At 72.6% G+C, this 26,360-nt stretch carries 23 protein-coding genes and 1 tRNA gene; 10 read left to right on the top strand and 14 right to left on the bottom strand.

Features of this window, described 5'->3' with window-relative positions; all coding sequences use genetic code 11:
* Positions 1–197 precede the first annotated feature (197 nt).
* Both pyrF and nth read right to left on the bottom strand, forming a co-directional pair.
* On the bottom strand, positions 198–905 hold the full coding sequence (gene pyrF, locus ABL310_RS17040) for an orotidine-5'-phosphate decarboxylase (RefSeq protein WP_374730337.1): 708 nt from the start codon (positions 903–905) through the stop codon (positions 198–200).
* Positions 902–1,765 carry an endonuclease III gene (nth, locus tag ABL310_RS17035; protein WP_374730336.1) on the bottom strand — a complete coding sequence of 288 codons (864 nt, stop codon included), beginning with the start codon at positions 1,763–1,765 and terminating at the stop codon, positions 902–904. The genes pyrF and nth overlap by 4 nt, the downstream gene beginning before the upstream one ends.
* A 66-nt stretch (positions 1,766–1,831) precedes the next feature.
* Here nth and ABL310_RS17030 point away from each other — a divergent pair, with 66 nt between their 5' ends.
* Positions 1,832–2,326, top strand: a complete 495-nt coding sequence (locus ABL310_RS17030; RefSeq protein ID WP_349368198.1) for a DUF2244 domain-containing protein — start codon at positions 1,832–1,834, stop codon at positions 2,324–2,326.
* 31 nt (positions 2,327–2,357) lie between these two features.
* On the opposite strand, the gene ABL310_RS17025 is transcribed toward ABL310_RS17030, so the two are convergent.
* Positions 2,358–2,978 carry a DUF998 domain-containing protein gene (locus ABL310_RS17025; RefSeq protein WP_349368197.1) on the bottom strand — a complete coding sequence of 207 codons (621 nt, stop codon included), beginning with the start codon at positions 2,976–2,978 and terminating at the stop codon, positions 2,358–2,360.
* A 145-nt stretch (positions 2,979–3,123) separates the two neighbouring features.
* On the opposite strand from ABL310_RS17025, the gene ABL310_RS17020 reads away from it, so the two are divergent.
* Complete coding sequence (locus ABL310_RS17020) at positions 3,124–4,056, top strand: bifunctional helix-turn-helix domain-containing protein/methylated-DNA--[protein]-cysteine S-methyltransferase (RefSeq protein WP_349368196.1); 933 nt, start codon at positions 3,124–3,126, stop codon at positions 4,054–4,056.
* A gap of 6 nt (positions 4,057–4,062) precedes the next feature.
* Here the strand turns inward: ABL310_RS17020 and ABL310_RS17015 are convergent, their stop codons facing one another.
* The gene (locus ABL310_RS17015; protein WP_349368195.1) at positions 4,063–7,023 is read right to left on the bottom strand and encodes a bifunctional [glutamine synthetase] adenylyltransferase/[glutamine synthetase]-adenylyl-L-tyrosine phosphorylase; all 2,961 of its coding nucleotides are present in this window, start codon (positions 7,021–7,023) and stop codon (positions 4,063–4,065) included.
* A 66-nt stretch (positions 7,024–7,089) separates the two neighbouring features.
* Complete coding sequence (gene lipB, locus ABL310_RS17010; protein ID WP_349368194.1) at positions 7,090–7,812, bottom strand: lipoyl(octanoyl) transferase LipB; 723 nt, start codon at positions 7,810–7,812, stop codon at positions 7,090–7,092.
* Between the two features lie 70 nt (positions 7,813–7,882).
* Between lipB and ABL310_RS17005 the strand changes: the two genes are divergently transcribed.
* Together ABL310_RS17005 and ABL310_RS17000 are read left to right on the top strand one after the other, a co-directional pair.
* The gene (locus ABL310_RS17005; RefSeq protein ID WP_349368193.1) at positions 7,883–8,224 is read left to right on the top strand and encodes a FliM/FliN family flagellar motor switch protein; all 342 of its coding nucleotides are present in this window, start codon (positions 7,883–7,885) and stop codon (positions 8,222–8,224) included.
* Between the two features lie 103 nt (positions 8,225–8,327).
* A tRNA-Leu gene (locus ABL310_RS17000) sits at positions 8,328–8,414 on the top strand.
* A gap of 90 nt (positions 8,415–8,504) precedes the next feature.
* On the opposite strand, the gene ABL310_RS16995 is transcribed toward ABL310_RS17000, so the two are convergent.
* The 3 genes from ABL310_RS16995 to ABL310_RS16985 all read right to left on the bottom strand — a co-directional run bounded on the left by ABL310_RS16995 (position 8,505) and on the right by ABL310_RS16985 (position 12,659).
* Complete coding sequence (locus tag ABL310_RS16995) at positions 8,505–9,224, bottom strand: phosphatase PAP2 family protein (protein ID WP_349368192.1); 720 nt, start codon at positions 9,222–9,224, stop codon at positions 8,505–8,507.
* Positions 9,225–9,322: 98 nt separating this feature from the next.
* Positions 9,323–10,807 carry an MFS transporter gene (locus tag ABL310_RS16990; protein ID WP_349368191.1) on the bottom strand — a complete coding sequence of 495 codons (1,485 nt, stop codon included), beginning with the start codon at positions 10,805–10,807 and terminating at the stop codon, positions 9,323–9,325.
* A gap of 1 nt (position 10,808) precedes the next feature.
* Positions 10,809–12,659, bottom strand: a complete 1,851-nt coding sequence (locus ABL310_RS16985) for an adenine deaminase C-terminal domain-containing protein (RefSeq protein ID WP_349368190.1) — start codon at positions 12,657–12,659, stop codon at positions 10,809–10,811.
* 440 nt (positions 12,660–13,099) lie between these two features.
* Between ABL310_RS16985 and ABL310_RS16980 the strand changes: the two genes are divergently transcribed.
* A complete protein-coding gene (locus ABL310_RS16980; RefSeq protein ID WP_349368189.1) occupies positions 13,100–14,392 on the top strand; it encodes an adenylosuccinate synthase in 1,293 nt (430 codons plus the stop codon).
* Between the two features lie 34 nt (positions 14,393–14,426).
* A complete protein-coding gene (locus tag ABL310_RS16975) occupies positions 14,427–15,905 on the top strand; it encodes a histidine kinase (protein WP_349368188.1) in 1,479 nt (492 codons plus the stop codon).
* 96 nt (positions 15,906–16,001) lie between these two features.
* Here the strand turns inward: ABL310_RS16975 and crcB are convergent, their stop codons facing one another.
* Positions 16,002–16,379 carry a fluoride efflux transporter CrcB gene (gene crcB / locus ABL310_RS16970; protein ID WP_349368187.1) on the bottom strand — a complete coding sequence of 126 codons (378 nt, stop codon included), beginning with the start codon at positions 16,377–16,379 and terminating at the stop codon, positions 16,002–16,004.
* A gap of 99 nt (positions 16,380–16,478) precedes the next feature.
* Here crcB and ABL310_RS16965 point away from each other — a divergent pair, with 99 nt between their 5' ends.
* The gene (locus ABL310_RS16965) at positions 16,479–17,819 is read left to right on the top strand and encodes a TIGR03808 family TAT-translocated repetitive protein (RefSeq protein ID WP_349368186.1); all 1,341 of its coding nucleotides are present in this window, start codon (positions 16,479–16,481) and stop codon (positions 17,817–17,819) included.
* Positions 17,820–18,025: 206 nt separating this feature from the next.
* Here ABL310_RS16965 and ABL310_RS16960 read toward each other — a convergent pair whose 3' ends face one another.
* The 5 genes from ABL310_RS16960 to ABL310_RS16940 form a co-directional block, all read right to left on the bottom strand.
* Positions 18,026–19,018: an Ldh family oxidoreductase gene (locus tag ABL310_RS16960; protein ID WP_349368185.1), complete on the bottom strand. Its 993-nt coding sequence runs from the start codon at positions 19,016–19,018 to the stop codon at positions 18,026–18,028.
* A 4-nt stretch (positions 19,019–19,022) separates the two neighbouring features.
* Positions 19,023–19,964, bottom strand: a complete 942-nt coding sequence (locus ABL310_RS16955; protein WP_349368184.1) for a hydroxyacid dehydrogenase — start codon at positions 19,962–19,964, stop codon at positions 19,023–19,025.
* A gap of 22 nt (positions 19,965–19,986) precedes the next feature.
* Complete coding sequence (locus tag ABL310_RS16950; RefSeq protein WP_349368183.1) at positions 19,987–21,033, bottom strand: putative sulfate exporter family transporter; 1,047 nt, start codon at positions 21,031–21,033, stop codon at positions 19,987–19,989.
* 259 nt (positions 21,034–21,292) lie between these two features.
* Positions 21,293–22,474, bottom strand: a complete 1,182-nt coding sequence (locus ABL310_RS16945; RefSeq protein WP_349368182.1) for a UxaA family hydrolase — start codon at positions 22,472–22,474, stop codon at positions 21,293–21,295.
* A 10-nt stretch (positions 22,475–22,484) separates the two neighbouring features.
* Positions 22,485–22,772 carry a UxaA family hydrolase gene (locus tag ABL310_RS16940; RefSeq protein ID WP_349368181.1) on the bottom strand — a complete coding sequence of 96 codons (288 nt, stop codon included), beginning with the start codon at positions 22,770–22,772 and terminating at the stop codon, positions 22,485–22,487.
* Positions 22,773–23,010: 238 nt separating this feature from the next.
* Between ABL310_RS16940 and ABL310_RS16935 the strand changes: the two genes are divergently transcribed.
* The 3 genes from ABL310_RS16935 to ABL310_RS16925 all read left to right on the top strand — a co-directional run bounded on the left by ABL310_RS16935 (position 23,011) and on the right by ABL310_RS16925 (position 26,093).
* Entirely contained in the window at positions 23,011–23,958 is a 948-nt protein-coding gene (locus ABL310_RS16935; RefSeq protein ID WP_349368180.1) for a tripartite tricarboxylate transporter substrate binding protein, read from the top strand.
* Between the two features lie 127 nt (positions 23,959–24,085).
* Entirely contained in the window at positions 24,086–25,627 is a 1,542-nt protein-coding gene (locus ABL310_RS16930; RefSeq protein ID WP_349368179.1) for a tripartite tricarboxylate transporter permease, read from the top strand.
* Entirely contained in the window at positions 25,617–26,093 is a 477-nt protein-coding gene (locus ABL310_RS16925; RefSeq protein WP_349368178.1) for a tripartite tricarboxylate transporter TctB family protein, read from the top strand. The genes ABL310_RS16930 and ABL310_RS16925 overlap by 11 nt, the downstream gene beginning before the upstream one ends.
* Positions 26,094–26,360 lie beyond the last annotated feature (267 nt).

The following is a 26,360-nucleotide window of genomic DNA, read 5'->3' as shown; positions in this document are numbered from 1 at the left end:
CCCGCCTCACCGCGCCCCCACGTCGTTCGCAGGCGCTCTACGCCCGCGCGTCGAGCGCGCCCGACAGGGCGTCATCGCCGCGGGAGACGTGTGCGTCGGCCGGCGCCCGCACGCTCGGCGGGCCGCGACGGCCGCTCGATTCGTCCTTTGAGCATGATCTCGTCCACCAACCGGATTCCACTCGGTGGGATCATGCTCTAGCCCGCCCCCGCCATCTCCGCGAGGATCGCCTCCGCCGCCTTCCGCGGGTCCTCGGCCTGCGTGATCGGACGGCCCACCACCAGATGGTCGGCGCCGGCGGCGAGGGCGTCGGCGGGGCCCATCACCCGCTTCTGGTCGCCCGCGGCGGCGCCGGCGGGGCGGATGCCCGGGGTGACGATCAGGAGGTCCGGCCCGACGATGGCGCGGATGCGGGCCGCCTCCGCCGCCGCGGCGACGAGGCCGTCGACGCCGATCGCCCGCGCCTGCTCGGCGCGGCGCGCGACGACGCTGCCGACGTCGCCCGAGACGCCCGCCTCGGCGAGGTCCGCGTCGTCCCAGGAGGTGAGCACGGTGACCGCGAGGATCTTCAGCCCGCCCTCGCCGCGCCCGGCGACCGCCGCGCGCATGGTCTGCGGATAGGCGTGCACCGTGAGGAGATCGACGCCCATGGCGGCGACCGCGGCGACGCCTTCCTCCACGGTGTTGGCAATGTCGTGGAGCTTGAAGTCGAGGAAGACCTTCTTGCCCGCATCCACCAGCTCGCGGGCGAAGCCCAGGCCGCCGGAGAAGCCGAGCCGGTAGCCGATCTTGTAGAAGCGCCCCGGCTCGCCGATGCGCGCCACCAGCGCGCGGGCCTCCTCCACGGAGGGGAGATCGAGGGCGACGATCAGGCGCTCCTCGAGCGGGATGGCGGGGCGCGTCACGGCAGGCTCTCCTCGTCGGGCTCGATGGTGGGCTGCGCCGCGGCCTTGCCCTTGGCCGGCTTCGGCTCCGGCGTCTTGTCCGCAAAGCGGCACAGGTCGGCGATCACGCAGCGCCAGCATTCGGGCTTGCGCGCCTTGCAGACGTAGCGCCCGTGCAGGATCAGCCAGTGATGGGCGTTGCGCCGGAACTCCTCCGGCACGATCGGGGTCAGCGCCGCCTCGATCGCGTCGGTGGTGCGGCCGTAGGCCAGCGGGATGCGGTGGGAGACGCGGAAGATGTGGGTGTCCACCGCGATGGTCGCCTCGCCGAAGGCGACGTTGACGACGACGGCGGCGGTCTTCTTGCCCACCCCCGGCAGGTTCTCCAGAACCGCGCGGGAGGGCGGCACCGCGCCGCCGTGCTCCTCGACCAGGATCCTCGAGAGCGCGACGACGTTCTTGGCCTTGGCGTTGAACAGCCCGATCGTCTTGATGTGCTCCTTCACGCCCTCCTCGCCGAGCGCCAGCATCGCCGCCGGCGTGTCGGCCACGGCGAAGAGCCGGCGCGTCGCCTTGTTGACGCCGGCGTCCGTCGCCTGGGCCGACAGCACCACGGCGACGAGGAGCGTGAAGGGGTTGGTGTATTCGAGATCCGAACGCGGATCGGGATTGGCGGCGGCCAGCCGGCGGAAGATCTCGTGACGCGTCGCGGCGTCCACCGGCTTCGGCGGTTTCTTCGGCAGCGTGCCGGCGAACTTCGCCGCCGGCTTCGCGGATTTGGCCTTGGCTTTCGCCTTCACCGTTTCCGCGCCGACCTTCTTCGAGGCGGGCTTCGCGGGTGCGGCGTCTTCGCGCGTCTTCGGTGAGTTTTTCGCGGGCACGGGCGCTTCCGAGTTCGACCTCGCGCGTTATACTCTCCGACACGACGACGGCAAGGCGTTCCCCCGATGCCCCATCCGAACGAGACCGACGATCCCGCGCCGCTCTTCTCGGCGGTGATCACGCCCCATCGCTCGCTCGCGCCCTCCGGCGCGCGGCTGGTGGTGGTCTTGTGCTGCCTCGCGGCGGTGGGATCGAGCATCCCCTTCATCGTGCTCGGCGCCTGGCCGGTGGCCGGCTTCCTCGGGCTCGACATCCTGGCGCTCGCCATCGCCTTCAAGGCGAGCTTCCGCTCGGCGAAGAGCGTCGAGGAGGTGATCCTCTCCCCCGTCGACCTGCTCCTGCGCCGCATCTCCCATCGCGGCGAGCGCTCCGAGCGGCGCTTCAACCCGCTCTGGACCAAGCTCGACCGCGAGCACGACGAGGATTACGGCCTGATGGCGCTCGCGCTCGTCTCCCGCGGCGAGCGCGTCGTCATCGCGCGCGAGCTGTCCCCGCCCGAGCGGGAGAGCTTCGCGGAGGCCTTCGGCGAGGCGCTGGCGCGGGTGAAGCGGGGGGTGTGAGGGCGTTGCGCGGCGAGCCTCATCGGACCTCTCAGGTGAGCGCCACGCGTCGGCGCCGGCGGGCGAGGCGCCGGGCCATGCCGAACGTCCAGGCCAGGACGAGGAGCGCGAGCCCGCGCTCGTAGGCGCCGTCGAGGCGCGTCGGAACGAAGAAGAAGATCGGCGCCAGCACGATCCAGAGCCCGGCGATGGCGCCGTCGAACGCGCCCCGGGCGCGGCTCTCCCGCCAGAGACCCGGCGCGAGGCACAGCGTCGTCGCCGCGAACAGCCCGCCGAGCAGGTAGACCAGCTCGAGGTGGAACACCAGGCCCCCCGGCTCACGGTCGCCGTACTCGTCGTGGACGGCGATCACGGCGACGTCCGCCGCGACGAGGGCGAGGAAGACCACGCCCGCCGTCCACAGCCGCCCCTCGCCGGTGCGCGCGAGACCGATCGCGAGAGCGGCGAGGCCGATGGCGAAGGCGACGAGGCCGACATCCTGGATCCAGGACAGCCGCCCCGCCGCGAGGTCCGAGATCGAATCGGCGATCGGGTCGTAGTTCGGCGCCAGCGCCGAGCCGACGAGGTCGGTCACGATCAGGATCGCCGCCCCCGCCGCGGCGACCGCGCCGGTCCAGGCCACCCTCGGCTGGTCGCCGCGTCGCGCTGTCATGCACCCCCCTCGGCTTCGTGTCCCGCCGCCAACGCGCGAGCCGAGCGGAGCGTTTCGCGCGCCGGGGCGCCTGCGCCGTCGTTTTCGGGTGTCGCCCCGCCTCGCGCCCGCCTAGTCTCCGGCGAGACGACACGACGAGGCCGCCATGCTCGAGATCGCCCGCACCATCGCCGCAGAGGACGCCCGGGAAGCTCCCGGGGAGGTCTCCCCCGCGACGCTCTGCGCCGATTACGACGTCGTGCGCCGGATCATCGCCTACATCTCGCAGAACTGGCGCGACCAGCCCACGCTCGACGACATCGCCGATCACGTCGGCCTGTCGACGAGCCACGTGCACCACCTCTTCCGGCGCTGGGCCGGGCTCTCGCCCAAGGCCTTCCTTCAGGCGATCACGCTCGACAACGCCAAGCGGCTGCTCGCCTCCTCGGCGAGCGTGCTCGACGCGACCTACGAGGTCGGGCTCTCGGGGCCCGGGCGGCTGCACGACCTCTTCGTCACGCACGAGGCGATGACGCCGGGGGACTACAAGGCCAAGGGCGCGGGGCTGACCTTGTCCTACGGCTACCACCCGTCCCCCTTCGGCGAGGCGATCGTCGTCGCGACGCCCCGCGGCCTCGCGGGACTGGGCTGGGTCGACGGAGGCGACCGCGACGGCGCGCTCGCGGACATGAGGCGCCGCTGGCCGGCGGCGACCTACGTCGCGGACCAGGAGGCGACCGCGCCCTACGTCGCGCGCGTCTTCGATCCGGAGAGCTGGCGTCCCGACCGGCCCCTCGACGTCGTGCTGATCGGCACGGATTTCGAGGTGCGGGTCTGGCGCACGCTGCTCGGCGTGCCGTTCGGGCGGGCGACGACCTATTCCGCCATCGCCGAGCGGATCGGAAGCCCGAAGGCCGCGCGCGCCGTCGGGGCGGCGGTGGGGCGCAACCCGCTCTCCTTCGTCGTGCCCTGCCACCGCGTGCTCGGCCGCTCGGGCGCGCTCACCGGCTATCACTGGGGCCTCACCCGCAAGCAGGCGATCCTCGGCTGGGAGGCGTGCAGGGGAGCGCAGGAGGGAGCGGGCGAAGGCGCCGAATGACGATCCTCACGCTCCCCCCGCCATCCCCTCCAGCGTGCGCGTGAAGATCTCCCGCACCCGCGCGCGGGTCTCGTCCAGTGTCGCGGCGAGGCGCTTGGCGTCGGGGAGGCCGGCTTCCGCGGCGAGGCGGCGCAGGATCGCGGGGGGCGCCGTCTTCGGGTCGAAGCGGCCCTCGATGGTCAGGCGCTGCCAGTGGAAGACGCGGGAGAACAGCGCCTGGGCGGAGACCAGAGTATCCGCTTCCTCGTCGGCGAAGAAGCCGTCGTCGCCCGCATGCGCCAGGGCGAGGCCGGGGGAGAGGCCGACGAGGCCGGGCTTCTCGTGGGCGCGGGTGAGGACGTAGGTCTGGGCCAGGAAGTCGAGATCGGTCAGCGCGCCGGCGGCGAGCTTCATGTCCCACGGGTCGCCCTCGCCCTTCTCCCGGGCGATGAGCCCGCGCATGGCGAGCACCTCGCGCGCGACGAAGGCGGGGTCGCGCGGCAGCGAGACGACGTCCGTGATGGCGCGGGTCGCGTCCCCCGCGAGCGCGCCGTCGCCGGCCACCACGCGGGCGCGGGTCAGCGCCATGTGCTCCCAGAGTTCCGCGTCCCCGCGCTGGTAGGAGAGGAAGCCGCGGAACTGCGTCGCCACGGGGCCGGAGCGGCCCGAGGGGCGCAGCCTCAAATCCACCTCGTAGAGCGCCCCGCGCCGCGTGGGGGCGGTGAGCGCCGAGACGAGGCGCTGGGTCAGGCGGGTGTAGTAGACGGTGGCGTCGACGGATTTCCGGCCGTCGCTCTCGCGGTTCTCGTGGTCGAAATCGTAGAGGACGACGAGGTCGAGGTCCGAGGTCGCCGTCATCTCCCGCGTGCCGAGCCGCCCGAGCCCCAGCACGGCGAAGCGCCCGCCGGGCACGCGGCCGTAATCGGCGACGAACTCGCGCTCCACCGCCTCGTAGGAGGTCTGCACGATCGCCTGCGCCACGGCCGCATAGGCCTGACCGGCGCGCTCGGGCGAGAACACGCCCGACAGCATCCGCGCGCCGGTGACGAAGGTGGACTGCCGCGTGACGTCGCGGGTGCGGTCGAGGAAGTCCTCGAAGGAGACGGGGCTGCCCAGCGCCTCGCGGACCTGGAGCAGCACCGCGCCCTCGTCGACGACGGGGTCGCCGAAGGCGGGGTCGATGATCGCGTCGAGCACGTGCGGGCTCTTCGCCACCGTCTCGGCGAGGCGCGGGGCGGTGCCGAGGAGATCGGCGAAGAGCGTGAGCAGGCGCTCGTGGTTGGTGAGGATCGTCATCAGCTCGACGGCGGCCTTCATCCGGCCGAACACGGCGTCGAGCCGCTCGAGCGCCCCGTCGGGATCCGCCGTGCCGCCGAGGGCGGCGAGGAGCGCGGGGGTGAGCTCGGTGAGCACCTCGCGGGCGCGGGCCGAGGTGATGGCCGGGCGGCGGCCGAAATGCCAGCCGCGCACGGTCTCCGCCGCCTTCTCGGGGTCGCGAAAGCCCATCTTGCGCAGGGTGCCGAGCGTCTCCGGGTCGATGTCGGCGCCGGTGAAGACGAGGCTGCCCGCATCCGAGGCGAGCTCCGGCCCCTCCTCGAACAGGAGGGCGTAGTGCTTCTGCACCGTGCGCGCGACGTCGGTCAGCGCCGTGCCGAAGGCCTTGGCGCTCTTGTAGCCGCAGAAGCGCGCGAAGCCCTTCAGCGTCGCCTCGTCCGCGGGCAGGCGCTGGGTCTGCTCGTCGGCGACCATCTGGAGCCGATGCTCGATGCCGCGCAGGAAGCGGTAGGCGGCGGCGAGCTCGTCGCGCGCCTCCGCCGTGATCCAGCCCTCGGCCTCGAGCTCGGCGAGCATCTCGAGCGTGCGCCGCCCGCGCAGGCCGGGACGCCTCCCGCCGAAGACGAGCTGCTGCGTCTGGACGAAGAACTCGATCTCGCGGATGCCCCCGCGCCCGAGCTTGATGTCGTGCCCCGCCACCGCGATCTCGGCATGGCCGCGCACGGCGTGGATCTGGCGCTTCATCGCGTGCACGTCGGCGATGGCGGCGAAGTCGAAATACTTGCGCCAGATGAAGGGGGCGAGGTCCTTCAGGAAGCTCTCGCCGAGCGGGACGTCGCCCGCGATCGGGCGCGCCTTGATGAGCGCCGCGCGCTCCCAGTTCTGGCCCACCGTCTCGTAATAGGAATAGGCGGAGGGGAGGGCGACGGCGACGGGGGTTGAGCCCGGGTCCGGCCGCAGGCGGTAGTCGACCCGATGGACATAGCCCTCGCCGGTGCGCTCCTGGAGCATCTTCGCGAGGTTCTGGGCGAAGCGGGCGTAGAAGGGCGGGGCCTCCATCGGATCCGGGAAGGCGGGGCATTCCGGGTCGAAGAAGACGACGAGATCGATGTCGCTCGAATAGTTCAGCTCGCGCCCGCCGTGCTTGCCGAGCGCCAGGATCACGGCGCCGGTGCCCGCCCCGGGATCGTCCGGGTCGGGGATCTCGAGCTTCCGCGCCTGCGCCGCCTCGACGAGGAGCGTGTTCGCCGCCCCGCGCACGGAGGCGTCGGCGAAGTCGGAGAGCGCGGCGACGACCTCGTCGACGCCCCAGACGCCGCCGATATCGGCGAGCGCGACGAGGAGCGCCTGCTCGGCCCGCGCCTTGCGCAAGGCCCGCGCCACGTCGGCCCGCGTCGCCTCGCCGGCGGCGACGGCGCGGAACCGGTTCGCCTGCTCGGAGACGATGCGGGCGAGGCTCTCCTCGGGGGCGGTCAGCACGAGGCGGGCGAGGCGCTCCGGCCGCTCGGCGAGACGCGTCAGGAAGGGCGAGTGCTCGAACAGGAGGCCGACGAGATTGCGCAGCGGCCCGTGTTCCAGATGCGGCACGAGCGCCGCCGCGTCCTCCCGCTCCCGCGCCGCCGCGATCAGGTCGGCGAGACGGGCCTTGGCGATCTTGGCCGAGCAGGTGGGGCAGGCGTCGGAGAGGCGGTCGAGGAGGGGGGCGTGCGTCATGAGGGGCAGATTACAGGGCGCGGCGCGCCGGGGCGAGGGGCGATCCCGCCCATCGGCGCGCCGCCCTCACCGCGTCTCCCCGAACACCTCCTCGAAGGTCGCGCGCATGACGGCGTCGACCTCCGGCATGGTCACCGGCAGGCCGAGATCGACGAGGCTGGTGACGCCGTGCTCGCGCACGCCGCAGGGCACGATGCCCTCGAAATGGGAGAGGTCCGGCTCGACGTTGAGCGAGACGCCGTGGAAGGTCGCCCAGCGCCGCACCCGGATGCCGATGGCGGCGATCTTGTCCTCGACGCCCTCGCCCTTCTCGGGGCGGCGCACCCAGACGCCGACACGGTCCTCGCGGCGCTCGCCGCGCACGTTGAAGGCGCCGAGCGTGCGGATCAGCCAGTCCTCCAGCGCGGCGACGTAGGCGCGCAGGTCCTGCCGGCGCCGCGTGAGGTCGAGCATGACGTAGGCCACCCGCTGGCCGGGGCCATGATAGGTGTACTGCCCGCCGCGCCCGGCGACGTGGACCGGAAAGCGCCCCGGCGCGACGAGGTCGGCCTCCTTCGCCGAGGTGCCGGCCGTGTAGAGCGGCGGATGCTCGACGAGCCAGACCCGCTCGGGCGCGCGCCCCTCCGCGATCGCCGCCGCGCGCGCCTCCATCTCGGCGAGCGCCGCCTCGTAGGCGACGAGCTCCTCGGCGATCACCCATTCCACCGGCGGGGAGCCGGCGGAGGGGAAGAAGCCGCCCGTGGGGGCGGCGCGCGCGTTAACCGCCCGTTCACCATGATCGGCAAGCATCGCGTCGGTCTCTCTCGTGCGGTCGCGGTCGTTCGGGGTCATTCGCTTCATGTCGGGGAGTTCGCGGCGCGTGTCCAGCCTGGAAGGCCTTCATGTCGATCTCACCATCGTGCTCGGGCGCACGCGCATGCCCGTGCACATGCTGCTGCGCATGGGCCGCGGCGCGGTGATCGAGCTCGAATCGTCCGACACGGACATGGTCGAGATCCTCGCCAACGACCACCCCATCGCCCGTGGGCAGGTGATCGTCACCGGCACGCGCATCCAGGTGGAGATCACCGAGATCATCCCCAAGCCCGACAGCATCCGCGACGCCGGCGTGACCATCGGCGACGCGCTCTCCGTCAGCGACGCGCTCGAGGAGGCCGCCGCGCTGACGGCGCGCGAGGCGGGCGCGGAACCGGCCGAATAGGCGGCCATGATTTTTCGCGACGCTCCGGAAAAGCCGCTTGTCCCCCCCGATTCGATCTGATAGATGCTCCGCACCCCGGGGGCAGCGCCCCTGAGATGGCTCCGCGGCCGTGGCGGAATTGGTAGACGCGCTAGCTTGAGGTGCTAGTTCCCGAAAGGGAGTGGAGGTTCAAATCCTCTCGGCCGCACCACACGAGGTGCATGCCACGGAGCCAGACGAGAGACGACCCGCGAGCCGCCCGCAAGGGCGGCTTTCGCGTTTCTCGGCCTCCTCTCGCGCCCTACTCGATCTCTGCCCCGCGCGGCCGCTCGATGCTGCGCCGCAGCTGCAGGCGCAGCATCACGAGCGAGGCGAGGAGCGCCCAGACCGCGCCGACCGTCCAGCCGGCGAGGACGTCGGTGGGCCAGTGCACGCCGAGATACACCCGGCTGAAGCCGACGAGCAGCGTCAGGACCACGGCGAGCCCGACGAGATAGACCCGCAGCCGCCGCCGACGCAGCACGCGCGAGACCAGCGCCGCGAGCGTGAGGTAGACGGTCGCCGACATCATCGAATGGCCGGAGGGGAAGCTCGCCGTGTAGACGATGCTGCCGTGCGGGACGAGCTCCGGGCGCGGGCGGTCGAAGCCGCTCTTGAGCAGCGTCGAGAGCAGGATCCCGCCGCCGATGGCCAGCGCCACGGCGAGCGCGACGCGCGGGGCCTTGGCGACGAGGAGGAAGCCGACCGCGGCGATCGTCAGCAGCGTCAGGACGCCGGTGCCGCCGAGCGCCGTGAAGTCGCGCATCATCTCCTCGAGCCAGCCGGGCCCGAGCGGATCGGAGAGGTCGCCGGGGGTGCGCAGGGCGACGAGGATCGCCTCGTCGACGGCGTGGGTCTCGCCCTCGAGCACCTCGTCGGCGAGCTCGATGAAGGCCCACAGCCCTCCTGCGAGGAGGGCGAGGACGAGGAGGGCGGCGCGGTTCTCGAGCGCCGCCTGGATGAGAAGGCGGGGGCGTTTCATGAGGCGTTGAACGCGCAAGCGCGGCGGATCGATCCCCGCGAGCATCATCCCACCGAGTGGATGCCGGTCGGTGGACGAGATGATGCTCCATAGTGGGCTCACGGCACGACCTCGCGGCTCGCGCTCGGCAGGCGCCAGGCGATCACGACAGCGACGGCGGCGAAGGCGGCGGCGAGGAGGAGGGCGGCGGAGAAGCCGGTCTGGAAGGCGGCCTCGAGCGTGGCGCGGGCGGGATCGCCGGGCGGCGGCAGCGTGCCGAAGCGCGCCTGCGGCCCCGCCGCCGCGCCGGCCTCGGCGAAATAGACCCCGCTCGCGAGCGAGCCGGCGATCGCGACCCCGAACAGCCCGGCGAGCCGGCTCGCGGCGTTGTTGACGCCCGACGCCGCCCCGACGCGGGCCTCGTCGACGGCGTTCATCACGGTGGCGGTGAGCGGCGCCACCGCGAGCGCCATGCCGCAGGACATGACGACGATCGGCGCGACGATCCCCGCCCAGTAGCCGGCGAGGCTCAGCGCCAGCCAGCCCGCGCCGGCGGCCACGAAAGCCGAGCCCAGCGCCAGCGGGATCTTCGGCCCGATCCGGTCGGCGAGCGCGCCCGAGAAACGCGAGCCCACCCCGATGACGAGGCCGATCGGCAGCATGGTGAGCCCGACCATCGTCGCGCTGAGCCCGCGCCGGCTCTGCAGCTCGAACGGGATCAGGAACAAGGCCGTGACGAAGGCCGCGTAGAGGAAGAGCGTGAGCAGGTTCGCGCCCGAGAAGCAGCGGCTCGCGAACAGCGAGAGCGGCATCAGCGGGCTCTTCGCCCGCGCCTCCGCCGCGACGAAGGCGGCGAGCGCGGCGAGGCCGGCGAGGAAGAGGCCCGCCAGCAGCCCGGCCGCGACGTCCGCCTCGGAGGCGAGGGTGAGCGCCAGCGTGACGAGGCCGAAGCCGAGGACGGCCAGCAGCGCGCCCGGCCAGTCGAGCGGGCCCGCCGTCTCGCCCGCGCCGCGATCTCGCGCGCCGCGGTCTTGCGGCATGTGCGCCAGCGCGATCCAGATCGCCAGCGCCGAGAGCGGCAGGTTGATCCAGAACACCGCCCGCCAGGACAGGGCGTCGACGAGGAAGCCGCCGAGCGGCGGCCCGAGCGCCGTGGTGATGGCGGAGGCCCCGGCCCAGATCCCGATCGCCCGCCCGCGGACCTCCTTGGGAAACGAGGCCGCGATGATCGCGAGCGATTGCGGCACGAGCAGCGCCGCCCCCACCCCCTGCGCCAGCCGCGCCGCGATCAGCGCCCCGGACGTCGGCGCGAGCGCGCAGGCGAGTGAGGCGAGGGCGAAGACCGCGATCCCCCAGACGAACACGCGCCGGCGGCCCACCCGATCCCCCAGCGCCCCGCCCACCAGGATCAGCCCGCCGAGCGTCAGCGCATAGCCGTTCACCACCCATTGCAGCGCCGTGAACGACGCCCCGAGATCCGCCTGCAGCGCCGGCAGCGCGACATGCACCACGGTGCCGTCGATGAAGGCCATGGCGGAGGCGATGATGGTGCCGGCGAGGATCCAGGGCCGGGCGCCGGGGCCGATCCCCGCGGGCTCGGTCATGTCACTCAGCCGCCTCCCGCCCCTCCTCGAAGGCCGGCACCAGCGTCATCTGCGGGACCAGCACCAGCCCCTTGTCGGTGATGCGGATCTCGGGGATGACCGAGAGCGGGATCAGGTTGAAGCCCATATAGGGGATGGCGCAGCCGGCCTGCGCCCACGCCTCCTTCAGCCTGCGGGTCTCCTCGGCCACCTCGGTCACGCGCTTGTCGGAGAGGAGGCCCGCCACGGGCAGCGCCACGAAGGCCTTCACGGCGCCGCCTTCGACGACGCACACGCCGCCCTGGGCCTCGCGGATCGTGTCGAGGGCGAGGCGCATGTCGGCCTCGCTCTTGCCCGCGACGATGACGTTGTGGCTGTCGTGGCCCACCGAGGAGGCGACGGCGCCGCTCTTCAGGCCGAAATCCTTCAGGAGCCCGTGCGCCACCCGGCTCTGCGGCCCGGAGAGGCCGTGGCGCTCGATCACCGCGACGAAGCAGAGGTCCTCCCCGCTCGCCGCGACGATCTCCTCCCAGGTCTCGCCGCGGGGAAGCGCCACGCGGGCGTGCTCGACGACGATGCCGGGGAGCGCGGTGCGCAGGGCGTTGGCGATGGCGGGCGTGCGCGGCGGCTTCGGCACGAGGGGCGGGTCGCCGGCGATCTTCACGGTGGAATAGGCCGCCTTCGGGTAGACCCAGCGGTCCGACAGGGCCTCGTCGAGGAGCGGCGTGATCTTGCGGTCCTCGACGACCAGCCGGCCGCCGTACCACGTGTTGCGCACCTCCAGCGCGTCGTTCAGCAGCACCACGTCGGCGCGCCGCCCGCCGCCGAGCGCGCCGATCTCGCCGTCCTGGTGGAAGCGCGTCGCCGGGTGGAGCGAGCCCATGGCCCAGGCCTGCTCGCGGGTCATGCCGGCCTTCCACGCCTGGCGGGTCACCCAGTCGAGGCCGAAATGCATCAGGTCGTCGGCGTCCCGGTCGTCGGTGCACACGCACACGCGCTTGTGGGAGGCGCCGAGCTCGGTGATCGTCCGGATCGCCGCGGGCAGCGAGTGCCACGGCGTCGTCGGTGGGCCGCCGCGCAGGAAGATCCACACGCCGGCGTCGAGCAGGTCGTCGGCGATGTCGCGGTCGATCGCCTCGTGCGTGTCGGTGACGCCGGACGCCGCATAGGCCGCGACGAACTCCCGCCCGTAGATGTGGCCCGAGACCGGGCGCCCGCGCGAGAGCGCCGCGGCGAGGATGGCGTGGGAGCGCGGGTCGCCTTCCGTCACCTGGACGAAGTCCATCTTCTCGCCCAGCGCCACCGCCTCCGGCCAGCGGTCGAACAGCGCGCCGATCTTCTCCGCCGTGAGGTCGCCCCCGGCGGTCTCGAGCTCGGGCGAGGTGGCGGGGACGGTCGAGGGCACGGTCAGGAAGATCGAGAGCGGCGCGGCGCGCGCGTCCTCCAGCATGGCCTCGACGCCGGCCACGTCCATGACGTTGCCGATCTCGTGGCTGTCGCAGAAGATCGTGGTCGTGCCGTTCAAGAGCGCCGCCTCGGCGTAGGCGCAGGCGGTGACCATGGACGATTCGACGTGGATGTGCGGGTCGACGAGCCCCGGCGCCAGGATGCCGCCGTTGGCGTCGTAGACCTCCGAGGGCGCATGCGCGAGCGCCTTGTGCGTGCCGTTGGGCTTGACGGCGGCGACGCGGCCCGCGGCGATCCACAGCTCGCGCTCGGGCAGGATGCGGTCGGTATAGGTGGAGAGCACCCGCGCGCCGGTGACGACCAGATCGGGCGACGCGCGCCCCGAGGCGACGTCGGCGAGCCGGCGGGTGGTTTCGGCGAGAGGCGGGACGCAGAAGCGGGTGAGGCGCGGCGTGGGGGAAGGCATCGGCGAGGGCTCCGGGCGGTGTCGTTGGCCGGAGGGTAGCGCGCGGGGGGAGGGGTGCAAGCGTGGGCGCGATCGCTGTCTTCCCGGGCGCCGAACGGCGACCCGGGACCCATGGACGCCGTCGCCGGCTTCGCGGCCTTCAGGCCGCGTTTCGCGATCCGGGGGCGCCGAGCCGTCGTGCGACGAGCGCGCTGCGCGCACTCGAGCCGACGTCGCGGGTATGGGTCCCGGATCGGCTTCGTCGTCCGGGATGACGGCCTCGCGCGCGGGCGCTTCCTCACGCCTCCAACCCACCCCCTTGACCCCACCCCCGCAATCCCCCACAAGACCCCGCAAGGTATTTCACCCGCCCCGGCCTTGCGCCGGGGCTTTTCGTTTGCGGCCCGGAAAGCGTGGCCGCGAGCGTCGAAGGGGGCCCCTCAGCAGGGGAGCGAGAAGCGATGTCGAACGTGGTCGTCGTGGGCGCCCAGTGGGGCGACGAGGGCAAGGGGAAGATCGTCGACTGGCTGTCGAGCCAGGCGGACGTGGTGGTGCGCTTCCAGGGCGGGCACAATGCCGGCCACACGCTCGTCGTCGGCGAGACGGTCTACAAGCTCTCGCTGCTGCCCTCGGGCGTGGTGCGCAAGGGCACGCTGTCCGTCGTCGGCAACGGCGTCGTGATCGATCCGCACGCGCTCGCGGCCGAGATCGAGCGGCTGCAGGGCCAGGGCGTCGCGATCTCCCGCGACAACCTGCGCATCGCCGACAACGCGACGCTGATCCTCTCCATCCACCGCGAGCTCGACGCTTTGCGCGAATCCGGCGGGCCGGGCACCAAGATCGGCACGACCAAGCGCGGCATCGGCCCCGCCTACGAGGACAAGGCGGGGCGGCGCGCCATCCGCGTCAACGACCTCGCCGATCTCGACGCGCTGCGCCCGAAGATCGAGCGGCTGCTCACGCACCACAACGCGCTGCGCCGCGGCTTCGGGCTCGAGGAATACAAGCTGGAGGCGATCTACGAGGAGCTCGCCAGCGTCGCGCCGAAGGTGCTGCCCTATATCGACACCGTCTGGCGGCTCCTCGACGAGCAGCGCCGGGCGGGCAAGCGCATCCTGTTCGAGGGCGCGCAGGGCGCGCTGCTCGACGTCGACCACGGCACCTATCCGTTCGTCACCTCCTCGAACACGGTGGCGGGTCAGGCGGCGACGGGCTCGGGGCTCGGCCCGAGCGCGGTCGGCTACGTGCTCGGCATCGCCAAGGCCTACACCACCCGCGTCGGCGAGGGCCCGTTCCCGTCGGAGCTGTTCGACGAGGTGGGCGAGCGAATCGGCGAGCGCGGGCGCGAGTTCGGCACGGTGACCGGCCGCAAGCGCCGCTGCGGCTGGTTCGACGCCATGCTGGTGCGCCAGACCGTGCGCACGTCGGGCATCGACGGCATCGCGCTCACCAAGCTCGACGTGCTCGACGGCTTCGAGACGATCAAGGTCTGCGTCGGCTATCGCCTTGATGGCGACACGATCGACCATTTTCCTGCGGCGCAGGACGCGCAGGCGCGAATCGAGCCGATCTACAAGGAATTCGAGGGCTGGTCGGGCTCGACCGCGGGCGCCCGCTCGTGGGCGGACCTGCCGGCCCAGGCCGTGAAATACGTCCGCTTCATCGAGGAGCTGATCGGCGCGCCGGTCGCGCTCCTCTCGACGAGTCCCGAGCGCGACGACACCATCCTGGTGACGAATCCGTTCGAGGCTTGACGGCGCGCTCCGCTTCAGGACAGTCCTTACCTCGATGGCCGATTACTACCCGCTCATCGCACGCGCCGTGCAAGGTCTCGCCGATCCGTCGCCCGCGACGCGGAGCGCGGTCTACGAGCGCGCCCGCGCGGCCCTGATGGACCAGCTGCGCGCGCTCGACCCGCCCCTCTCGCACGAGGACATCGATCGCGAGGGCGCGGCGCTCGACGACGCCATCGCGCGGGTGGAGGCGGACTATGCGCCGCCGCCGGAGCCCGAGGCGTATGCGCAGCCGCAGCCGCAGCCGCAGCCGGCCCAAGAGTCGTCGGTCTACGAGTCGCCGGTCTACGAGACGCCGGTCAACGAGACGCCGACCTATCCCGAGCCGGAGCCGTATCCCGAGCCGGAGCCTTACCCCGAGGCGGAGCCGGTTCACGCTGCGCCCGCGCCGCAGCCCGCCGCGCCCGCGCCGGTGCGTCTCGCCAAGAACGGCTCCGAGACAGCCGCCGGTCGGTCGCCGTTCGGCCTCCCCGAGGGGCGCCGCCGCCCGGCCTACGACGAGCTCGTCGGACCCGAGGCGGATGCCGAGGCCGAGGCCGACATGGCGTCCACGGCCGGGGGCGCCGAGGAGGACGCCTCCGCGGCCGCTCCGGTCGAGGGTCGCAAGCGTCCGCGGATCGACCCGAAGGCGGCCCGGTCCGGATCGTCCGGCGGGCGGGTGCGCATCGCCATCATCGCGGGCGCGCTGGCGCTCGTCATCGGCGCCATCGCGCTCACCGCGCTGTCGCTCGGCGACGAGCCCGCCGAGATCGCCGTCGCCACCGGCGAGCCCGAGACCCCGGCGCCCGCCCCGGTCGAGGCCGGCAAGATCGTCGAGCGGCTCGGGGGCGAGCCCGCGCCCGACGAGAGCGCGGCCGCGCCGGCCGGCGGCTTCACGGCCCCCGAGGCGCCCGCGGCGCTTCCCGACGAGCAGGGCATCGCGGTCGCCCAGCGCGCGGTGCTCTACGAGGAGGACCCGCTCAACCCGCAGGGCCAGCCGCGCGCCGCGGCCGGCCGCGCCGTCTGGCAGCTCGAGCCCGGCGGGCAGGGCGAGCCGGTGGTGCGCGCGACGGTCGAGATCTCCGATCCGCAGCTGCGGCTCGTCATGCTCATCCGCCGCAATCTCGACCCGACGCTGCCCGCCTCGCACACGATCGACATCAGCTTCGAGACCGGCGACCTCGATTCGCGGCGCGTGCGCGACATCGGCCTCCTGCAGATGAAGGACGAGGAGACGATCCGGGGCGCGCCGGTGGCGGGCCTGCCGGTGCCGGTGCGCGACAACCTGTTCCTGATCGGCCTCTCGAACCTGCCGCGCGACATCGAGCGCAACACGACGCTGCTCACCGAGCGCAATTGGATCGACCTGCCGATCCGTTTCGCGTCGGGCCAACGCGCCATCCTCTCCTTCGAGAAGGGCACGTCCGGCGACCGCATCCTCGACGAGGCCTTCGCCACCTGGAGCGAGAGCGCGGTCCGCACCAGCGGGAATTGACGGGGCGCCGCCGTCTTCCCGCATGGGAGGTGGCCGCGACAGCGGCCCGGAGGGGCGGGGCCTGGACCCGCGCAGGCCTCACCCCCCGCGAAGGCCTCACCCCCCCGTGAGCGCTCGCCCCACGAGCAGCCCGCCGACGAGGGCGGCGATCGACAGCGTCACCGAACCGCCGACATAGACCCCCGCGAGCCCGATTGCGCCGCGCTCCCACAGGGCCACCACGTCGAGGGAGAAGGCGGAGAAGGTGGTGAAGCCGCCGAGAACGCCCGTCATCAGGAAGAGCCGCGCGCCCTCCCCCGGCAGCCGCGCCGCGACGTAGGCGGCGAGCACGCCCATGGCGAACGAGCCCGCGACGTTGACGGCGAGCGTGCCCCACGGAAAGGCCGGGCCGAGCATCCGGGTGGCGGCGAGGCCCACGAGCCAGCGCAGGACGCCGCCGAGGCCGGCGCCGAGGAACACGGTGAGGGCGGACACGAAGAGACGCCTCGCGGGTCGGGACAGGTGCCTCTCTCTCGCCTCGCGAAAACCCGCCGTCAACCCGAGCGTGGCAGCGTGCGGCGAGGAGACCCGCGCATGACACCCCATCCGCTTCCCCCGCGCCCGGACCGGCGCGCCGTGCTGGGCGCCGCGCTCGGCGGCGCGACGCTCGCCGCCGCGAGCCCGACCCTCGCCGCCGCGATCACGGCCGAGACCTTCGGCGTGCGCCCCGACGGCTCGGACCAGACGCCGCGCCTGCAGCAGGCGCTCGACGCCGCCGCGGCGGCGGGGCGCCCGCTGGCGCTCGCGCCGGGGGACTACCCGGTCGCCGGCCTGCGCCTCGCCGCGGGGACGAGCCTCGTCGGGCCGCGCTCCGCCCGGCTCGTGCAGATCTCCGGGGCGCCGATGCTGCGGGGGGAAGGGATCGCGGCGGCGCGGATCGTCGGGCTGACGCTGAAGGGGCTCGGCGCCGGGCTCGGCGAGGCGGCGCTCGTGGAGGCCGAGGCGGTCCCGGATCTCGTCGTCGAGGACGTCGCGCTCGAGGACGCGCCGCGCTTCGGCCTGCGGCTCGCGCGCTGCGGCGGCCGGGTCGCGTCCTGCGCCATCCGGCGCGCCGACGTCGCCCTGTTCTCGTCCGACGCGACGGGGCTTCTCGTCACGGGCAACGATATCGCCGACTGCCTCAACAACGGCGTGCTGATCTGGCGCGGGCAGAAGGGTCACGACGGCGCGCAGGTGATCGGCAACCGCATCGCGCGCATCGCCGCCCGCGGCGGCGGCACGGGGGAGCGCGGCAACGGCGTCAACGTCTTCCGGGCCGGCGGCGTCCTCGTCGCCGACAACGTGATCACCGAGTGCGCCTATTCCGCCGTGCGCAACAATGCCGGCGACGGCGTGCAGATCGTCTCGAACCAGGTCCGCGCCGCCGGCGAGACCGCCTTGTTCACCGAGTTCGGCTTCGAGGGCGCGGTGATCGCCTCGAACCTCGTCGACGGCGCGAGCGTCGGCATCGTCGCTGCGAACCTGAACGACGGCGGGCGCATGAGCGTGATCTCCGGCAACATCGTGCGCAACATCGTGCGCGTCACCCCGCCGGAGCCCGGCGATTCCGGGCTCACCTACGCGATCGGCGTCGAGGGCGACGCGGCGGTGACCGGCAACGTGATCGAGAACGCGCCCGACCAGGGCATTCGCGTCGGCTGGGGGCCCTACCTGCGCGACGTCGCGGTGACCGGCAACGTCGTCCGCGAGTGCGGCATCGGCATCGGGGTGAGCGTGGCGGAGGGCGCGGGGCCGGCGCTCGTCGCCTCGAACCTGATCACCGGCGCGCGCCGCGGCGGGATCGTCGGCATGCGCTGGCGCGACGTCGTCGCCGACCTCTCCCGCGAGGCGGCCCGCTTCCCGCACCTGACGGTGACGGGAAACGCGGTGGCGTGAACGCAACCCCTGTCATCCCGGGTCGCGAAGCAAGTCCGGGACCCAGAACCTTCGGCGTTTCTCTCAGCGTGCGCGAAGCGCGCGCGTCCCGCCGCCCGGACGCCGGCATGCACGCCGCGGGACGCGGCGTTGCACGCCGCTCGGGACACCGCGGAGGTTCTGGGTCCCGGGCCCGCTTCGCGACCCGGGATGACACCACCCCTGGTTCAGATCGCCTCGATCGCGGCGAGCGCCGCATCCGCCACCTGCAGCCCCTCGGCGCGGGCCTTCTCGCGGAGCGCGAGGCGGCGCATGCCGGGGAGGCGGGCGCCGTCCTGGCCCTCGATCATCGCGGCGAGCGCCGAGACGCGGGCGAGGGACGCCTCGCCGCCGAGGGCGACCGGGTCGAGGGCGAGGATCAGCTGGCCGGTGCCGGGGGGAGGGCCGTCCGCGTCGAGGAAGGAGGACGCCTCCGCGGCGTAGTTCGCCCCCGTGATACCGGCGGCGAGGAGCTCGACCATGAGCGCCAGCGCCGTGCCCTTGGCGTCGCCGAGCGGCAGCATCGTGCCCGCCAAGGCGGCGGCGGCGTCGGTGGTGGGATTGCCGTCGGCGTCCAGCGCCCAGCCCTCGGGAATGGGCTCGCCCTTCTGCTTCGCCGCGAGGATGTTGCCGCGAGCGACCTTCGAGAGGGAGAGGTCGACCACGATCGGCGCGCGGCCCGGCAGCGGGCAGGCGAAGGCGATCGGGTTCGTGCCGTAGACCGGCAGCTTGCCGCCCCAGGGCGCGATGGCGGCGGGCGTGTTGGCGAAGAGCAGCGCCACGAGCCCCGCCTCGGCCAGAGCCTCGACCGGATGCCCGGCCGCGCCGCAATGGTGCGAGCGGCGAATGGCGGCCGCCGCGACGCCCTGGGCGTGGGCGATCTCGGGCAGCTCGTCCTCGACCAGCGCCAGGGCCGGATAGGCGAAGCCGTGGGCGGCGTCGACGGCGAGCACGCCGGGCTTGGGCCGGGCGGCCGTCGGCGTCGCGTGGCCGTCGACCTTGCCGGCCTTGGCCTGCGCCGCGTAGGTCGGCACGCGCGAGAGGCCGTGGCCTTTCAGCCCGTCGGCCTCCGCCGCCACGAGGGCGCGGGCGACGTGGGCGGCGTTCTCGGGGGAGGTGTTCGCGCGCCGGAGCGCGGCGGCGACCTTGGCTTCCGCTTCGGCGATGGTCAGGACCGGCATGGGATCAGCCCTCCGTCAGCGCGCGGCGGACGGTCTCGGCGGTGACGGCCGAGACGCGCACGTTCGATTCGACGCTGACGCCCGCGATGTGCGGGGTGAGCACCAGGTTCGGGCAGCCGGCGAAAACCGCGCCCTTCTCGGCCGACAGGGGCTCCGTCTCGAACACGTCGAGCGCCGCGCCGCCGAGGCGGCCCTCCTTCAGCGCGGCGGCCAGCGCCGGCTCGTCGACGACGCCGCCGCGGGCGGCGTTGATCAGGATGGCGTCGGGCTTCATCGCGGCGAGGGCGGCGGCGTCGATCAGGTTGCGGGTCGCGTCGGTGAGCGGCACGTGCAGCGAGACGACGTCCGCCTCCGCGAGCAGCGCGTCGAGCGCGCGCTGGGCGACGCTCCCCCAGGGCTGCGACCAGGCGGGATCGCCGGCCGCGACGAACGGGTCGGTGGCGACGACCTTCATCCCGAGGGCCGCGGCGCGCTTGCCGGTCTCCCTGGCGATCGACCCGAAGCCGACGAGGCCCATGGTCTTGCCGTAGACCTCGCGGCCCATCAGCCGGTTGCGCGGCCATTCGCCCGCGATCACCGCGTCGGTCGCGGTGTAGGCGCCGCGCATCAGCATCATGGCCGTGCCGATGACGTATTCCGCGACGCCGATGTCGTTGGCGCCGGTGGCGGGAAAGACCTTCACGCCGCGCGCCTCGCAGGCCGCGACGTCGATGTTGTCGAGCCCGACCCCGAGACGCCCGACGCAGACGAGGCTCTGCGCAGCCTCGAGCACCGCCCCGCGGACCTGGGTGCGGTTGCGCACGACGAGCGCGCGGGCCTGCGCCACGGCGGCGGCGAGGTCGTCCGGCCGGTCGACGAGGCCCGGATCGTAGAGGACGTCGAAACCGGAGAGGGAGGCGGCGATGGCGGCCTCGTCCATGAACTCGCTGATGACGATGTCGGGCATGGTCGTTCTTGTCTCTACGGGGTCAGATGACGAGGAGCGCGGCGGCCGCGATCGCCAGGATGACGAGGGTCGTGCCCGTCACCGTCGCGATGTGCCGCCAGCCGAGGCTGGCGATCGCGGCGAGCGAGGTGCCGAGCCCGAGCGCGCCGATGGCGATGAGCAGCCCCCAGGTCGAGGCGACGATCGCGGCCTCGCGCAGCGGAGCATAGACCGGTTGCAGGGCCGGAAGATAGGCCATCGCCGTGTTGAGAAGGCACAGGCCGAGGAAGACGAAGGCGAAGACCGGGGCGGGGACCTTGGCGTTCTCGGCGTGCCCGCCGGCGCGGGCGAACCACCAGCCGATGATCAGCACGACCGGGAGCAGCAGGAACACCCGAAACAGCTTCACCACGACGGCGGTGTTGCCGGCGGTCTCGGAGACCGCGTAGCCCGCGCCCACCACCTGCGCGACGTCGTGGATGGTCGCGCCGAGCAGCACGCCGGTCGTCAGGTGGTCGAAGCCGAGCACGACCGCGAGCGGCGGGTAGGCGATCATGGCGAGCGTCGAGAGCGCGTTCACCGCCACCACGACGAAGGCGACGTCCGCCTCCTTGCCCTTGTAGTTCGGGAGCACGGTGGTGGTGGCGAGCGCCGCGGAGGCGCCGCAGACCGCGGTCGCGGCGCCGGCGAGCGCGCCGTACTCGCTGCGCTGGCCGAAGGTGCGGGCGAGCGCGAAGCCGGCGAGGATCGTCGCCGCCATGGCGAGGATCACCATCAGCGCGGTGGCGAGGCCGAGCGCGACGATGTCGCCGAGCGCGATGCGCAAGCCCAGCAGCGCCACGGCCCAGCGCAGCAGCTTCTTGACGCAGAAGGTCAGCCCCGGCTGGAAGATCGGCGCGGCGGCTACGCGGTTGAGCGCGATGCCGACGAGGAGCGCCAGCACCATCGCGGGAATGGGGAAGACGAGCGCCACCGCCGGCGCGGCGAGCGTCGCCGCCACCGCGACCGCGGCCGCGAACGCGAAACCGGGCCCGAGCTTGCGCACGGTCCCGGTGATCGAGACGCTCGGCAGGAAGGAGGGGGCGTTCATGCGCGCTCTTCTGGTTCCGGGGCGCCAGCCTGTCGTCCCCGGCCGGAGCGTGCGGAGCACGCGGAGGGGAAGGGGACCCAGCACGGCTTGTTCGCCGCGCAGCGGCGGCCTTCAGCGGCGACCAGCCGCCTGGCCGGCGGCGACGGAGCGCCTTCGGCGCAGGTTTCTTGCGCTGGGTTCCCTTCCCCTCCGGTCGCTGCGCGACCTTCGGCCGGGAACGACAAGGGAGCGGCCGTCGCCGGCCGCCCCTGTGACCCGATCACGCCGAGCGGTACAGCTTCGTCATCACGAACTCGCGGTGGCCGAGCGCCTCCGCGGCCGTGAGGCGGCCGTTGGACGTGCGCACGATCATGTCGATCAGCGCATCGCCCGCCTGCGGGATCGTCATCTCGCGCCGCAGCACGCCCGAGACGTCGACGTCGACGTGCTCCGACATCGTGCGCACGGTGCGCGGGTTCCCCGTGATCTTGATCACCGGGACGATCGGGTTGCCGATGACGTTGCCCTGGCCGGTCGGGAAGGTGTGCACCACGTAGCCCGCCGCCGCCATCAGGGTGACGCACTCGGCCGCGGCCGAGGACGTGTCCATGAAGTAGAGGCCGGGGCCCTTGGCGGGCGCTTCCGCCGGCTCGAGCACGTCGATATAGGTGCACTCGCGGCCGATCTTCTCGAGATTGCCGAGCGCCTTCTCCTCGATCGTGGTCAGGCCGCCGGCGATGTTGCCCTTGGTCGGCTGGCTCTCGGAGAGGTCCGACGTCTTGAAGGGCTCGATCACCTCGTCCATGTAGGCCTGCCAGGTCGCCATGAACTTCTCGGCCACCTCCGGCGTCGCCGCGCGCGCCTTGCACAGATGCTCGGCGCCGGTGATCTCGGAGGTCTCGCCGAACACGCCGGTGAGGCCGAGCGGGATCAGCTTGTCGTACATGTTGCCGACCGTCGGGCAGGAGGCGAGGCCCGTCGTCGTGTCGCTCTCGCCGCACTTGGTCGAGACCCACAGGTCCTTGATCGGGCAGACCTCGCGCTGCAGCTCGGAGGCCCACTGCAGGTAGTCCTTGGCGACCCGCGAGGCCTTGGCGATCGTCATGATGTCGCCGGTGCCCTCGATGCCGAAGCCGGTGACCGGCTTGCCGGTCTTGGCGATGCCGTCGACGACGCGCTGGGTCCAGCCGTCCTCGATGCCGATCACCACCACGGCGGCCACGTTCGGGTTCGAGCCGATGCCGATCAGCGTGCGGAAATGCAGGTCGAGATCCTCGCCGAACTGCAGGCGCCCGTAGGCGTGCGGCAGCGCGAGCGTGCCCTTGATGTTGTTCGCCACCGCCTCGCAGGCGGCGTTGGACAGGTCGTCGAGGGGGAGCAGGACGACGTGGTTGCGCACGCCGACGCGGCCGTTCTCGCGCCGCCAGCCCATGAACTCGAGGTTGGAGTATTGCATGGTCATGGGGTCGTCCTCACCAGCGCTTGGTCTTGACGTTGTGAACGTGGACGTGCTCGCCCTGGCCGACGGGCGCGACGGCCTTGCCGATGTCCTGGCCGTACTTCCACACCGTGTCGCCCTCGGCGATGTCCTTGAGCGCGATCTTGTGGCCGATGGGGACGTCCATCTCGGCGGTCAGGTGGAAGGAGGAATTGTCCTCCGTGACGACGCACAGCATCTCGGTGCCGGCCTTGAGATCCTCCACGACGACGACACCGACGGTGTCCTTCTTGTCGTGAACGAGGAGATGCGGGATCCCCATGGCTTCCTCTTCTCGGATGTGGGATGGGTCCCAGTCTTGTATAAGACATAAGACGCAGGGTCAAGGCGCGTCGCGGCCTCTGCAAGCCGTTGGCGGGGCGCGACTTCCCATCCAGTCTTGCATAAGACAACAGACAGGAAATGGTTTGACAGCCGACCGTCCGCGCGCTCTCCTGACGGTCAACCGTCCCGCCAGCGGACGGATCGACACCGACATCATCGGAGAGGAAACAGCCGCAATGACCCGCACGACCACCACCCTCGCGCTGACGCTCGCGGCCGGCCTCGCCGCAGCCGCGGCCGGCCCGGCCTTCGCCTTCCCCGAGAAGGACGTCGACTACATCATCCCGTTCTCGCCGGGCGGCGAGTCGGACATCGCCGCGCGCCTGCAGCAGCCGGTCTTCGCCGACACGTTCGACCACCAGCTCATCGTCAAGTACCAGGCGGGCGCCGGCGGCGCGCAGGCCTGGTCGCAGCTCAATTCCATGCCGGCCGACGGCCACACGATCATGGGCATCAACCTGCCCCACGTGATCCTGCAGCCGCTGATGAGCTCGCCCGGCTACGAGACGGCGGACCTCACGCCCGTCTACTGGTTCCACTACACGCCGGACGCGATCATCGTGAAGGCGGACAGCCAGTTCCAGACGCTCGAGGACCTGGTGAACTTCGCCAAGGAGAACCCGGGCCTCGTCACCTTCTCGGGCTCGGGCTCGAACTCGGCCAACAGCCTGGCGCAGAGCCGCTTCGACGGTCTCGCCGGCGTCACCACCACCTACGTGCCCTTCTCCGGCACCGGCCCGTCGGTGACGGCGCTGCTCGGCGACCAGGTCTCGGCGCAGTGGGGCTACTCGACGGTGGCGGCCGCCCAGGGCGAGGCGGTGCGCATGCTGGCGGTGGCCGCAGAGGAGCGCCTGCCGCTCTTCCCCGACGTGCCGACCTTCCAGGAGCTCGGCTACGACATGGTGGGCGGCGCCTATCGCGGCGTCGCGGTGCCGAAGGACACGCCGGAGGACGTGCGCCAGCAGGTCTCCGACGCGTTCCAGGCCATGAACAACGAGCCGGCCATGCGCCAGGCCATGGACGACGGCGCCTTCGTCGTGATCGACGTGCCCTACCAGGACGTCGACGCCTTCATGGCCGAGCGCCGCACGGAGATCGAGGCGGCCGCCCAGGCCGCGAACTGACCGCGTCCTCACTCCCGACGGCCCGTCCATGCGGCGGGCGGCGCCACTCCTCGCCGCCCGCCGTTTCCCTTCATCCCGCCGACGCCGCGCGCCCGCGGGCGCGCCGTCGCACGAAAGACGTCCACCCATGGACCTCCTGCCGTACCTCGCGCAGGCGCTGACGCCGTTCAACCTGCTGCTCGCGCTGGGCGGCGTTCTCCTCGGCACGGTGATCGGCGCGCTGCCGGGCCTGTCCGCGACCATGGCTGTCGCGGTGCTCGTGCCCTTCACCTTCGCCATGGCCCCGGCCTCGGGGCTGATCGCGCTCGGCGCGATCTATACCGGCGCGATCTACGGCGGCGCCTTCGCGGCGATCCTGGTCAACACGCCCGGCACGCCGTCCGCCATCGCCACCACCTTCGACGGCTTCCCCATGGCGAAGCGCGGCGACGGCAATCTCGCCGTGACGCTGGCGACGCTCGCCTCGGTGGTCGGCGGCATCGTCGGCGCCCTGGCGCTGCTCTTCCTGTCGCCGCCGCTCTCCAAGGTGGCGCTGGCCTTCGGGCCGCCGGAATATTTCTGGCTCGCCATCTTCGGGCTCACCCTGATCTCGGCGCTCTCGCAGGGCGACACGCTCAAGGGCATCCTCGGCGCGGCCTTCGGGCTCTTCCTCGCCACCGTCGGCGTCGCGGTGGTGGGCGGCGACGTGCGCTACACGCTCGACCAGCCGATGCTGGTCGGCGGTTTCGACGTGATCGCCGCGCTCATCGGCCTCTACTGCATCCCGGTCGTGATCGACCTCGTGGCGCGGCCCGATCCGCATCTCAAGGTCTCGGTGCAGGCCGGCGGCTTTCGTCTCGCCGAGGCCCTGCGCCATTGCGGGCAGAACTGGTTCAACCTGATCCGCTCCTCCGTCGTCGGCACGGTGGTGGGCATCCTGCCCGGCGCCGGCGGTTCCATCGCCTCGCTCGTCTCCTATTCGGAAGCGCGGCGCACGGCGAAGCACCCCGAGCGCTTCGGCAAGGGCGAGCCCGGCGGCATCCTCGCGACGGAGAGCGCCAACAACGCCACCGTCGGGGGCGGCTTCATCCCGACGCTGGTGCTCGGCATCCCCGGCACGCCGCCGGACGCCGTCATCCTCGGCGCGCTCCTCGTCCAGGGCATCCGCACCGGGCCGGGCCTGTTCACCGGCCAGGGCGACATCGTCTTCACCTTCATCTTCGGCTTGCTGATCGCCACGATCCTGATGCTGCCGACGGGCCTCCTCGTCGGGCGCTACGCCTACCAGGCCATCGTCTCGATCCCGAAGGCGGTGCTGGTGCCGACCGTGGCGTTCCTGACCATCATCGGCTCGTTCGCCATCCACAACTCGATGCACGACGTCTACACGATGCTCGGGCTCGGCTTCCTCGGCTGGATCCTGGCGCGGTTCGGCTTCCAGCCCTCGCCGATCGTGCTGGGCGTCATCCTGGGGCCCATCGCCGAGCAGGGCTTCGTCCAGGCCTGGCTCATCGGCAACGCGCAGGGGAACGTCTGGGGGATGTTCTTCGGCCGGCCGATCAGCCTCGCCATCGCGGCGCTGGCGGTGATCACGCTGCTCTACCCCATCGTCATGGACACCCTGAAGGCGCGCCGCGCGCGCCGGGCGGGCGTCGCCCCCACGCCCCGGGAGAGCGTCAATGCCGACTGAAGACACCGCCTCGCGCCCCCGCGGCGACGTCGGCACGATCGTGCTGTGCGTGCTCTTCGTCGCGCTCGGCGTCTGGATGATCGCCGGCAGCCTGGAGATGAGCCCGCTCGGCGCCGTGTTCCCGCGGGTGATCGCCGGGATCATGATCGCGAGCGCGCTCGGCATCCTCGGCCTGCGGGCGCTCGGTCGCACCGGCCCGCCGCCGGTCGTCGAGACCGGCTCGACGCCGCGCCGGCTGCTGCTGGCTCTCGCGCTCGTCGCCTGGGCCGTGCTGATGCCGCGGCTGGGGTTCTTCACCACCTCGATCGCGGGCTTCCTCGCCGTCCTCGCCATCGCGGAGTACGATCGCTGGACGGCGAAGCGCACGGCGGCCTACGTCGCGGCGGCGCTTGCGCTGGTGGGCGGGTTCTACCTGCTGTTCGTCGAGGTTCTGCTCGTCCCCGTGCCGCGGGGGGCGCTGTTCTGAGGGGGGAGGGTGGCCACCCACTGTCGTCCCCGGCTGGAGCGCCGTAGGCGCGGAAGGGAAGGGGATCCAGCGCAAGAATGTTGCGCCGTAGGCGCTCTTCCGCCGCCGTCCAGGCGGCTGGTCGCCGCCTATGGAGCGCCTTCGGCGCGAAGAGTCCTCGCGCTGGGTCCCCTTCCCCTGCGCTCGCTCCGCTCGCTCCGGCTGGGGATGACACGGGCAGGCTGCAACTGCTTGTGTCGTGTCGATTCCTCTATAAGTTAGAGGACC

The organism is Salinarimonas sp., assembly GCF_040111675.1.
In the GTDB taxonomy this organism is placed as follows: domain Bacteria; phylum Pseudomonadota; class Alphaproteobacteria; order Rhizobiales; family Beijerinckiaceae; genus Salinarimonas.
Note: the sequence above shows the minus strand (reverse complement) of the source record. Positions and strands in the feature narration are given on the sequence as shown.